This is a genomic window from Nostoc paludosum FACHB-159, assembly GCF_014698835.1.
In the GTDB taxonomy this organism is placed as follows: Bacteria; Cyanobacteriota; Cyanobacteriia; order Cyanobacteriales; family Nostocaceae; genus Nostoc; species Nostoc paludosum.
The window spans coordinates 122,004-134,087 of sequence record NZ_JACJTU010000017.1; the positions used below are offsets into that span (position 1 = coordinate 122,004).

The 12,084-nt window shown below is 40.9% G+C and carries 9 protein-coding genes and 1 pseudogene; 6 read left to right on the top strand and 4 right to left on the bottom strand.

Annotated features, from left to right (window positions below):
- Positions 1 to 42 precede the first annotated feature (42 nt).
- Entirely contained in the window at positions 43 to 1,284 is a 1,242-nt protein-coding gene (gene petH, locus H6H03_RS18810) for a ferredoxin--NADP reductase (protein WP_190956616.1), read from the bottom strand.
- 1,558 nt (positions 1,285 to 2,842) lie between these two features.
- Here petH and H6H03_RS18815 point away from each other — a divergent pair.
- Both H6H03_RS18815 and metK read left to right on the top strand, forming a co-directional pair.
- Entirely contained in the window at positions 2,843 to 3,847 is a 1,005-nt protein-coding gene (locus H6H03_RS18815; RefSeq protein ID WP_190956617.1) for a phosphoribulokinase, read from the top strand.
- A gap of 255 nt (positions 3,848 to 4,102) precedes the next feature.
- A complete protein-coding gene (gene metK / locus H6H03_RS18820; protein ID WP_190956618.1) occupies positions 4,103 to 5,377 on the top strand; it encodes a methionine adenosyltransferase in 1,275 nt (424 codons plus the stop codon).
- A 109-nt stretch (positions 5,378 to 5,486) separates the two neighbouring features.
- Here the strand turns inward: metK and H6H03_RS18825 are convergent.
- From H6H03_RS18825 to H6H03_RS18835, 3 genes and pseudogenes are all read right to left on the bottom strand, one after another.
- A pseudogene (locus H6H03_RS18825) lies at positions 5,487 to 5,714 on the bottom strand (Crp/Fnr family transcriptional regulator); the annotation flags it as partial.
- A gap of 675 nt (positions 5,715 to 6,389) precedes the next feature.
- A complete protein-coding gene (locus tag H6H03_RS18830; RefSeq protein ID WP_190956619.1) occupies positions 6,390 to 6,845 on the bottom strand; it encodes a pentapeptide repeat-containing protein in 456 nt (151 codons plus the stop codon).
- A 297-nt stretch (positions 6,846 to 7,142) separates the two neighbouring features.
- Positions 7,143 to 8,024, bottom strand: coding sequence for an alpha/beta fold hydrolase (locus H6H03_RS18835; RefSeq protein ID WP_190956620.1), 882 nt, complete (start codon positions 8,022 to 8,024; stop codon positions 7,143 to 7,145).
- Between the two features lie 507 nt (positions 8,025 to 8,531).
- Between H6H03_RS18835 and H6H03_RS18840 the strand changes: the two genes are divergently transcribed.
- The 4 genes from H6H03_RS18840 to H6H03_RS18855 all read left to right on the top strand — a co-directional run bounded on the left by H6H03_RS18840 (position 8,532) and on the right by H6H03_RS18855 (position 12,033).
- Entirely contained in the window at positions 8,532 to 9,182 is a 651-nt protein-coding gene (locus H6H03_RS18840) for a DUF4142 domain-containing protein (RefSeq protein WP_190956621.1), read from the top strand.
- Positions 9,183 to 9,228: 46 nt separating this feature from the next.
- Entirely contained in the window at positions 9,229 to 10,380 is a 1,152-nt protein-coding gene (locus tag H6H03_RS18845) for a glycoside hydrolase family 10 protein (RefSeq protein WP_190956622.1), read from the top strand.
- Positions 10,381 to 10,703: 323 nt separating this feature from the next.
- Positions 10,704 to 11,222 (top strand): GNAT family N-acetyltransferase, encoded by a 519-nt coding sequence (locus H6H03_RS18850; protein WP_190956623.1) that lies wholly within the window; start codon positions 10,704 to 10,706, stop codon positions 11,220 to 11,222.
- 121 nt (positions 11,223 to 11,343) lie between these two features.
- A complete protein-coding gene (locus H6H03_RS18855) occupies positions 11,344 to 12,033 on the top strand; it encodes a ComF family protein (protein ID WP_190956624.1) in 690 nt (229 codons plus the stop codon).
- Positions 12,034 to 12,084 lie beyond the last annotated feature (51 nt).

A 12,084-nucleotide genomic window follows, 5' to 3' on the forward strand; every position in this document is an offset into this window, starting at 1 on the left:
TTTGTCCTTTGTTTTTTGAATAACTAATGACCAATGACTAACTTAGTAGGTTTCTACGTGCCAGCGATGATCTTTCTTGAGTTGCTTCTGGTAATCACTCCAGGTGACGCCTTCTTTTGCAGCAGCAGCTGTTAAGGCTGCATCGATACCATCTTCCATACCGCGCAAACCGCAGATGTAGGTGTGGGTTTTTTCATTTTTAATTAATTGCCACAATTCATCAGCATGTTCCGCTACGCGGTCTTGAATATACATTCTACCGCCTTGAGGATTTTTCTGTTCCCGGCTGATGGCGTAGGTGAGACGGAAGTTATCAGGATATTTTTGTTGAATTTCTTCCAATTCTTCCTTATATAGAATGTTTGGACTTGTAGGTACGCCAAATATTAGCCAAGAAAATCCTTTAAATTGGTAATCTGGGTTAGCTGCTCTTTCAGCATCTTTGAACTGACGCCACAGATAAGCCCGCATCGGCGCAATACCTGTTCCGGTTGCCATCATGATAACATTGGCTTCCGGGTCGTCGGGTAACAACATTTCCTTACCCACTGGCCCTGTAATTTTCACATCTTCCCCAGGCTTGAGGAAACACAAGTGCGTAGAGCAAACACCGTAGACTGTTTCGCCACTTTCTGGGTGCTTATACTCCAGTTGGCGGACACACAGTGATACCGTCTTATCATCTACATCATCGCCATGACGAGTTGAGGCAATGGAATACAATCTGAGTTTTTCAGGCTTGCCGTTCTTGTCTAATCCTGGTGGGATAATGCCGATACTTTGACCTTCTATGTACTTGAGATCGCTACCAGACAGGTCAAACTTGATGTGCTGAACAATACCAATTCCGCCTTCTTTGACTAACGGCTCATTAGATATTACCTTGCCAATAAACGGAGCATTGGGACGGTAAGTGTTAACAGGAACGTCACCTTTTTTGGCTTTCGCTTGAGTCATGGTGTTGCCTTTCTTGTCCTTGTTCTTTAGCTGTTCTTCAGCTTTAACTTCAGTGTTACTATTCACAGGTGTGGCTTTACCATTAACTTGCCCTAAAGCAGCTACGGGCTGAATGCTAACAATAGTGCCGCCTAGACGAGTGATACGTCGCATTTCTTGATTCATGCGGTTGTAAGGCACTCTGATGAACACACTGCCACTTTTACGAATCGGGTAGTTCGTTTGATCGGTTTCTTCACTCTGACGCAGACCTACCACTTCATAGAGGAAGACGCGGCTACCTAATTGTGTGTTGGCAGCACCCTCAACAGCACCTTGATTGTTCATTCGTTCTACCACTCCGATATTTACTTAACCGTTTTTCAAAAAAAAACTATTCCCCTACCTTGCCAGCTTTAGTTTACCGGATTTTCGTTTCACAAAACTGGCTTTCTGGAAAAACGGCATCATTTATCGATGCCTTGCTAAGTACACTCACCGAAGACATGCAGGCATAGTAAAAAACACACCTGTTCACCTTCTAAGGTAAAGGATAAGTCTTTTGGAGAATGTTAATAATGAATCAATTTAATCTTTTCTTCGTTAACTACCACCGATACTTTTTTGCTAACTTTTGTCTACAAATAATAATGCTGCACAATACAGGACAGGGCATATCAATAGATGCACTTAAAAGCATCTTATCCTTGGCCTTACTTGGCGAAATCTACTACTCTCATGAAATATTCTTAGCTATATTTATTACTTCCTCATGTCTAACTACATGACTAGTACAACTTGAGCTAGGAACATAACGGCAGAGAGAACTGTGATTTAAGCAACTATAATCAGTTTTACTTGATGTGAAAAATCTGTCAACCTCTATCAGTAGGTTGCTATTACAGTTTGTAATTTTACTTTCGGGTCTCAGCCTGAATCGAATTACTGCTAATCCCTGTGTTTTTTGAGCAAAAGCAGCTGCTTACTGCATCTTTCGTAATTTCCTCGCTATTAGCAAATTTATTTGCTGTTTTATCTATAACTTGGCTACCTTGAAAATAGGGAGTAGGGACTAAAGGTGGGGAAAATAAACTTTCATTGCTTCTTGTGAGTGCAACTGATGGAGTCTCTTGCAATATTCAATATAAGAAGTTTGTATTAGTAGTATTTTCACTTAGGGTTAAAAGCGATCGCCTAAATGTATATCTGGTTATAATTTAAGCTGCCAAGAGCATTTCAAGCAGTACATCTTTTCGTCTTGGCTGTTGACTGTTGATGATTCACAAGTTAACCATCAGCCTCAACCAATTCAAAACGTAATAGCTTACTATTTTTGTCAATGAATCGTTGAATGTTAAGAACACTCAGGTACTTATTAATTTACACCCAAGAATTTTACTAATGCAAGTTAGGGAGTCATTCGTTGGATAGATTTTGGTCTTAAATATCTTGAGCCTTTAGGCGCTATAGAACTTCAGAACGTCAAAAACTTTGTCCAAGAAATTAATTATACCATTACAACTCCATCGCATAAAGTCACAACTAGCAGACAACAGAGCAGTGCAACACTTACGGGTATTATCGATCCCTCTTTGGAAATTAACAGATCAATCATCAAAATGATTAGTGAACCAAACTAATTCTTGTTGATATCAAATCTTGTATGGGATACCCCCTTCTGTTAAAATCAAATATACCACTAGGATTAAATACTTACCGGCACTTAAGATTCAGGCTAGTCTGATGAGTAGCAACTTATGAGTTTTGAGTTTGTTGTCTACTTATTGATGTCTTATAGCAGTGCTGGGTAGCAAGAACGCAGGATAAACCAAAGCGGTAAACTCCTGGCTTCAGAATCTGCTGTGTGAAAAATTATTGACACAACTTTAGTATTTAGAGGAGATTTATGACAACTAAGCCGGAACGCGTGGTACTGATTGGAGTAGCCGGAGACTCTGGTTGCGGTAAATCTACGTTTTTGCGTCGTTTGATAGATTTATTTGGTGAAGATTTAATGACAGTCATCTGTTTGGATGACTATCACTCCTTAGATCGCAAACAGCGCAAAGAAACAGGAATAACTGCGCTAGACCCCAGGGCGAACAATTTTGACCTAATGTATGAGCAAATTAAAGCGCTCAAAAACGGTCAAGCAATTGATAAGCCGATTTATAACCACGAAACTGGCTTAATCGATCCGCCAGAGCGGGTAGAGCCAAATCATATCATAGTGGTTGAAGGGCTGCATCCTTTATATGATGAAAGGGTGCGATCGCTAATCGACTTTAGCGTTTATTTCGACATCAGTGATGAAGTCAAAATTGCCTGGAAAATCCAGCGAGATATGGCTGAACGCGGTCATCGTTACGAAGATGTCCTAGCACAAATCAATTCGCGCAAACCTGACTTTGAAAAGTTTATCGAACCACAAAGAGAATTTGCCGATGTAGTTCTTCAGGTATTACCCACAAACTTGATCAAAAACGACACTGAGCGCCGAGTCTTACGGGTACGTATGCTCCAGCGGGAAGGAAAGGAAGGCTTTGAGCCAACCTACCTATTTGATGAAGGATCGACAATTAACTGGACTCCCTGCGGACGCAAACTCACCTGTTCTTACCCTGGTATGCAACTCTACTACGGTTCAGATGTCTACTACGGTCGCTACGTCTCAGTATTAGAAGTGGATGGTCAATTTGACAACCTAGAAGAAGTCATTTACATCGAAACCCATCTCAGCAATACATCAACCAAATATCAAGGTGAGTTAACTCACTTATTACTCCAGCACCGTGAATATCCAGGTTCCAACAATGGAACTGGTTTTTTCCAAGTGCTTACAGGTTTAAAAATGCGTGCTACTTATGAACAGCTGACAGCTAAAGAAGCAAAGTTAGCAGTTCAAGTTTAAAGCAGCAGGTTTGTGTCAAAGCTTGCAGGGGCACTTTTCGGAATGCCCCGCTTTTTTTTGTATTCTTCAAAACGTTTTGCGTAGAAAATAATTAGCAGAAATTTTATCTTCGTTACTTATAGTTAGTAGTTTTAATCGATCTTCAAAAGACACTAACGACTCCGGTATAAATGTTGTTATGATTTCATAAATTAGGTAGCTCAACTAAATACTCACATTTAGTTAGCGAAAATACTCAAACAAGGAGGACTACCTTTGTCTCGTCGATATTTATTTACCTCCGAGTCAGTCACTGAAGGTCATCCAGATAAAATCTGCGATCAGATTTCTGATACCATTCTTGATGCCCTACTGACACAAGACCCCAGCAGCCGTGTTGCTGCTGAAGTAGTAGTTAATACTGGCTTGGTGCTAATTACAGGTGAAATCACCACCAAAGCCAATGTAAATTTTGTCAATCTCGCCCGCAAAAAAATTGCTGAAATCGGCTATACAAATGCTGATAACGGCTTTTCTGCCAACAGCACCAGCGTTTTGCTAGCTTTAGACGAACAATCACCTGATATTGCCCAAGGCGTCAACACCGCCCAAGAAACCCGCCAGCAAGATAGTGATGAACAATTCGACACAATTGGCGCTGGCGACCAAGGTATAATGTTCGGTTTTGCCAGCAACGAAACACCAGAATTGATGCCATTACCCATCAGTCTGGCTCACCGCATTGCTCGGCGATTGGCAGCAGTTCGCAAAACAGGTGAATTGTCATACTTGCGTCCTGACGGCAAAACCCAGGTAACTGTAGTTTACGAAAATGGACGTGCTGTAGGGATTGATACCATCTTGATTTCCACCCAGCATACAGCCGCTATTGGGGAAATCACAGATGAAGCGGCAGTACAAGCCAAAATTAAACAAGACCTATGGTCAGCTGTAGTTGAACCTGTTTTTGGCGACATTGACGTTAAGCCAAATGACGAAACACGCTTTTTAGTCAATCCCACAGGCAAATTTGTTGTCGGCGGCCCGCAAGGAGACTCTGGTCTGACAGGACGGAAAATAATCGTTGACACCTACGGTGGATATTCACGACATGGTGGCGGTGCTTTCTCTGGCAAAGACCCCACCAAAGTAGACCGTTCTGCTGCTTATGCGGCTCGGTATGTGGCAAAGAATATTGTTGCTGCTGGATTGGCAGAAAAAGTTGAAATCCAACTTTCTTATGCTATTGGTGTAGCACGGCCAACTAGTATCTTAGTGGATACCTTTGGTACTGGCAAAGTAGACGAAGAAACCTTACTGGAATTAATCAAGCAGCACTTTGAGCTGCGTCCAGCTGGGATTATCCATAGCTTCAACTTACGCAACTTACCAAGTGAACGAGGCGGACGTTTTTATCAGGACGTCGCGGCTTACGGTCACTTTGGACGGAGCGATTTAGACTTACCTTGGGAACAGACCGATAAAGCCGAATTATTGAAGCAGGCAGCAAATGAGTTACTTTCGGCTGCTGCTGCTCAGGCATTAACTTAAACTGATACGAGGCTACAAAAAATTAGCTTGTTTATCTGAGGTATTGTCAAAAAGTTGACAATACCTCATTTTTGACATTTTCTCCAACCTCAAAAGCTACGGTAGCAAAGCGCCATGCAGGTACAATCTTTCCATTGACCTCTGTGCTTGGGGAATCAACTCCACGACGGTTACACTCCCGACCAAAAGCAGCGATCGCGCGAGGATGAGCTAGGAAAAAACGGGATTTGCGCCGCCGACAGAGCAATTCATCAAAATCATCTGGAGTTGGTGGGCCGGTGCGGGTAAAGATGCGTTGCTTGAGATCGGCATTGTGCAACAAGCCGAAATCAAGATTAGTTCTTTCCCCTCTGCCCCTCTGCTAACCACCATGCAAAGTTTCCTTGGCAGACTACTAAATTTACTTTATTTGCGATCGCTTGTGTTAATGCAAAAAATAGAATGCTCCTAAATCTAAATAACGAGCTATGTACGTTTGTTTGATTTGAAGTTCCTAAACTGAAAGACACAGCATATAGAAGGGGCTAAGCACCACTATAATATAGTGGCAAACTTTGACACTCGTTTTGACGCTTTGCTATTGCCGCAACCAGTTTAAAGAACTATTTAAGTCATTATTTATTTGCGATGCTGGCAGATAAATTTCCACGATTTATTGTGCTCTCATAATTTTTCATAGTTAAACAGAAAAAGCAATCCGTAGACTAAAGCAGTTAAATTAGCGCTTAAGTAATTAATTGAAAAATAATCAGACAGTTAAGACAGTTAATTCAAATAAGTTAAAACATTTAAGGCAGTTATTAAACAATAATTACTAATTGTAAATTTTTTAATAATAAAAAAATCCCTCTACCTTTATGATTGTCAAATAACTACAAGGTAGAGGGTTTTATTTATCTTAATATTTTTGGAGGTGTAGTTTTAGTGAAATTGCTTGCAAACAACAAGTTTTTAATTAAAAATCCACTAAAACCTATGTTGTGTTTATTTGAGCCTGCCTGTTGAGTTGAGCCTATTTCCAATCGGGAATCTCGGCATCTTCTCCACCAATACCGATTCCAGTGTTAAATATTTCGGCATCAGTGAGATTAAGATCGTTCATTGATGCTTTATACACATTAGAATCATGAATCGTAGCGCGAGTGAAATTTACCCCGTTGAGATTGGCTTGCTTCATATTCACATTGGTGACATAAGCTGATGTTAAGTTAGCACCTGCCAGGTTAGCACCAGTCAAATCTGCACCTTCAAGGTTCGCCTCTGCAAGGTTGGCTCCTTGGAGTTTCGCTCCTCTTAAGTCAGCACCAATCAAATGAGCGCCACTGAGGTTAGCCCCCGATAGATCGCACTGGATACATTCCCCAGTCGAAAGCAGTTTTTGTAAGTCCTGCGGATTTTCAGCTCTAACCGAGCTAATGAAAAATAGGGGAGTTGCTAAGGCTGTGGCCGCTAATAGCTGGAGTTTCATAATTTTCCCCCTTGATTATCAAGTTGCGTCCGTTCTTTACCTCACACTTCTATTATCTCACCAAACTTCTTCTGCTTACAGATTGACCTGGCAAGTTTCTTGTGTTAAAGAACCAAGGATGAGGGAAAAACAAAAAATCCGATTTATTCTAATTTTTGCCTATTTTACTGGAATAAACCTGGAAAATCCGCTGTCATTAAATTAGTGTTAAATCTTTTGAAAAACTCACACTAATCAGCAGACTTTTGCTCAATGAATAGGTATTTATACTTTGAAGATTAACCCTTTAGTTTAAGCTTAACAAATACTTTCAGTCTTAGTTTGAAGAAATTCTGCCATATACTGATTCACCAATTCTGGCTGTTCTTGTTGTACCCAATGACCACAATTAGGGATGTATTTGATTTGAAAGTCCCTCACATAGGCTGTGGTGTCATAAGTTAGTTCCTTGCCAAGGGCAGTGTCATTTTCTCCCCAAATCATTAGCGTTGGTACTTCCAAGATTCCCCGATTTGGATTGATGATTCTCTGGTCAAAAATATTGCGGTAATAGTTCAACATTGCTGTAAGAGCACCGCGTTTTGCAGCAGCATCTTTATAGGCATTAATATCTGCTTGCGTAAAAGCATTTTTATTAACTGCTGTGCCTTTAAAAGCCGTTTCAATTGCTTGGTAATCTGAAGATTGTAAAATTAATTCTGGTATCCACGGGAGTTGAAAAATAAATATGTAATAACTACGTAGTAATTGTTGGGGAGTACGTAAGCCTTGGGCAAATTTGGCAGGATGAGGTAGGTTAATGATAATTAATTGCTCTATCATTTCGGGATGGGCATAGGCAAAATTCCAAGCGATCGCTCCTCCCCAATCATGTCCAACTAAAACACATTCTTCGTATCCTAATCCTTTAATTACTCCCTCAATATCTTTGATAAATTCATCCATCACATAAGCTGATTTATCTGTTGGTTTATCACTATCGTTGTAACCCCGCAAATCAAGAGCAACGACTTTAAAATCTTGGGCAAATTGTGGTATTTGATGCCGCCAAGAGTACCAAAATTCAGGAAATCCATGTAACATTAACATCAATGGCCCTTCACCTTGGGTAACGTAGTGTAGCTTTATCCCATTGGTAGTTATGTATTCGTGTTGCCAAGAAGCTTGTATTACAGACATAATTAATAGAATTTAAATTTTATAAAGAGTAATATTACATCTAAGATAATTTTCAGCCAGACAACATCTATTGAAAGACAGTAGTAAGATAGCAATTTTTCTGAGAATTAGCTCGTTCTCATTAACCCTAGTATTACCATCGATCGCTAAGAGATGGCTTTTATTCCTTGAGTATCAAAGGAAAAGGCGACACCCTATTCAACCTACTACAAATAACTGAATTTTCGGTAACCCTCTTCAGTTATAAAGACTTCTATTCTGCGTCAAGACAAATTCAGCCGCAGGATAGGTATTTTCGGAGAACATTTTTTTTACTATGCAATCTGCACTTGTAAATCCGAGACTGAGTTTAATTAATCAGCTTTTTTTGTATTTGGTGGCGATTTAAATTTGATATCTTCAACACCAAAGATCGCATTTAACACTCATGTATGGCTAAGTTTTCCATTCTGAATTGCTGCAATTTTGCTTTGTATGATACAGCTTTATCTCAGGAGAACATTGATTATGCCTAACTTCAAAATATTCTCTACTGGTCTAGTAGCGATCGCTTTATCTGTGGCTACTGGTTGCACACCAACTACTCAGCATGACCAGAATACAACATCTGAAGTTCCACCTGTTAGAACTGAGCCTGTGCAGGCAACTGAGAGTCCATCACTATCACCAACTACACCAGGACAAAATAACCTCAGTTCACTAGACACACAGTTTATAAATGAAGCGGCTCAAGATGGTTTAGCAGAAGTTAAACTAGGCAAACTGGCGTCAGAACGTGCAACTAGCAACTCAGTAAAGCAGTTTGGACAGCATATGGTTCAAGATCACACCCAAGTGAACAATCAACTCCTACAGTTAGCAACTCAAAAAGGTGTAACGCTGCCAAAAACTCTCAACAATGAAAATCAGCAAGTCAGCCAACGCTTATCTAAACTTTCAGGTGCCCAATTCGATCAAGAATATATGAACCACATGGTTCAAGCTCATGAAAAGGATGTCGCTGCATTTGAAAATCAAGCTCAACAGGGACAAGATACAGACGTGAAAGCATTCGCGGCTCAAACGCTACCAGCTCTCCAAAAACACTTGCAAGAGGCCCGTTCCATTGCTAATCCTGGAACTGCAACACCAACACCAACTCCAACCACTACCCCATAGGTCTAAAATTCGCTCATTAAGGAACCACGATATCTAAATTCTGAAAATGGCAATAATCGAAACTCGTGGTATCTGGCTGACCACTACTGATAGTCAAGTTCTCAGATCGAAGGAAGGTATTGCCCAGGCAATGGATTTTCTTGCTGAGACGGGATTTAATGTCGTGTTTCCTGTTGTTTGGAATCAGGCAGTAACTTTGTATCCTAGTCAAACCATGCGACAGAATTTTGGGGTTGAAATTGACCCCATGTCTGTAGGACGCGACCCTTTAGAGGAAGTGGTGGTAGAGGCGCGACGAGTTGGATTGAAAGTTATTCCTTGGTTTGAATATGGTTTTGTCAGTTCCTACAACTTGAATGGTGGTATTCTTTTACAGAAGAAACCAGAATGGGCTGGGCGCGATTCTAATGGTAATTTACTCAATAAAAACGGCTTTGAGTGGTTGAATGCCCTAGACCCACAAGTGCAGGAATTCTTATTGAACTTAGTACTTGAAGTTGTCAAAAATTATGATGTTGATGGTATCCAAGGGGACGATCGCTTGCCAGCATTCCCATCTGAAGGTGGCTACGATGGACTAACTTTAACACGCTATCGCCAGGAATTCGATCGCGACCCACCATCAAATCCCAAGGATACACAATGGTTACAGTGGCGAGCAGATATTCTCACTGATTTCTGGGCGCATCTATATCAGCAAGTCAAAGCAGTAAATCCTAATTTATTAGTAGCGATCGCACCTAATATTTATGATTGGGCTTTTGTGGAATATCTGCAAGACTCCCCCACGTGGCTCAATCGGGGAATAGTTGATATAATTAATCCGCAGATTTATCGACGTGACTTTAGTAGTTATCAGGCGATCGCCCATCGACTGGTAACTCAACAGTTTACTGATGCAAATTTGTCAAAGTTAGCACCAGGAATTTTAATGAAGCTTGGCAATTATTGTATTGGTCCAGAATATTTAATACAGGCAATTGAATACAATCGGCAAGTTGGTATTCAAGGTGAAGTATTCTTTTTTTATGAAGGGTTACGAGAAAATAATAATGCCATAGCGAAAGTTTTGCGAAATGGCCCTTATGCTCAATCTGCATCGTTTCCCACTTTATCAGATTTGAGTCAAAGTAATAAAATAAATAGAAAGTCACCTGCAATTTGGCAACGAGTGGCGAGGTTTTTAAGAAATTTTTAGCATTACCGATGAAAGTTAGAGCAGAATTCAGAATTGGGAATTAAGAGAGAACAGGGAATGGGCAATACTTCTCTTTAAGGCGCTCCGATGGCGCAGCTTTCCCACTCCGTAGAGGCTGGTAAAACAGATTGATACATGGCTTTGAGACTAAGCTTGTCTAGTTTACCGATTTGCAATCTGCTGTATCACACAAGCGCTACAAGTGGAGAGAAGTAAGATAATTGCAAGCCTCAGAACTAAAATCTGCAAGAATTGCTATTTGCTGAGTAAATTGGGATATAGAGACAGAAAAATTTTCTGTGTAAACTTTACCAGCAAATGGTATGAAAAAATATTATCAAGATTTTTTAATTCGTGATTGGGTGCAAAGCGATCGCACAAGAGCTGCCCAAGTAATCAATTATGTATTATCAGAATACGGTTTGGGTTGGGAACCAAACGGTGCTGACCGAGATGTGCTGCAAGTAGAAGAATTTTATTTAGCCACTGGGGGAGAGTTTTGGGTAATTGAACACCAAAGCCAGCTAGTAGGAACTGGGGCATACTACCCCATCCAACGCGGAGAAAAAGCCGTAGAAATCCGCAAAATGTATCTTTTGCCCAGCATTAGGGGTTTAGGATTGGGGAAATATTTGTTACAACAGCTTGAAGGAGCGATCGCAGAACGTGGTTTTGAGCAAATCTGGATTGAAACTGCCAGCGTTTTAGTAGAAGCAGTCAAGCTATATGAAAGCAACGGCTACAAACCAGCAACAGGAATAGAAACAAAACGCTGCGATCGGGTCTATTTTAAGTCATTGGATATAGGGCATGGGGCATGGGGCATGGGGCATGGGGCATAGGGCATAGGGCATGGGGGAGGCAGTGCGGTCTTGGGGGTTTCCTGCATGAGCAACTGCCGTCAAGTGGCGTCATGGGGCATTGGATTAATGACTAATGATTAATGACAAAGGACAATTCTAAATGCACAGATTGACTCAAAATCTTACAAGCTTACTTAATCTTTTTCTCCAATCCCATTGCCCACTGTGTCAACGTTCAACTTCCCAGGAAATCTGCCACAACTGCACTAGACAATTGCAAAAATCTCAACGTCAAGATTCAATTTCTCTGTGGAAAGAACCACTACCAGTATTTTGCTGGGGTGAGTATGGGGGTATAGTCAAAAGGGCGATCGCGGTGATGAAATACGAGAATCAGCCCCGAATAGCCCGTCCTTTGGGGCAATGGTTAGGAGAATCTTGGTTGTTAAATTCACCCAAACGAGATAGCCATACTGTGGTAGTTCCCATTCCACTCCACGCTAGCAAGCTACATCAACGTAAATACAATCAAGCTGCCTTAATAGCACAAAGCTTCTGCGAAATAACTGGATTAAAATTGAAACTAAATGGATTAACAAGAGTGCGACAAACCCAAGCCCAATTTGGTTTATCGGTATCTGAGCGAGAACAAAACTTGAAGACAGCTTTTGCTGTTGGGCAAGAATTTCGCGATAGTCCTCCAAATGTCCCAGTACTGTTAGTGGACGACATTTATACTACTGGTGCTACTGCCAGATCTGCTGTGCAAACACTTCGTGAGTATGGAATTGTGGTCTTAGGATTAGTAGCAGTAGCCACTACCGTCAAAGACGAATCAATCCAGAATTAATGGGCAACTTGGACACAAAAGTGTATGAGTTGACCAATTTACCTTATTTTT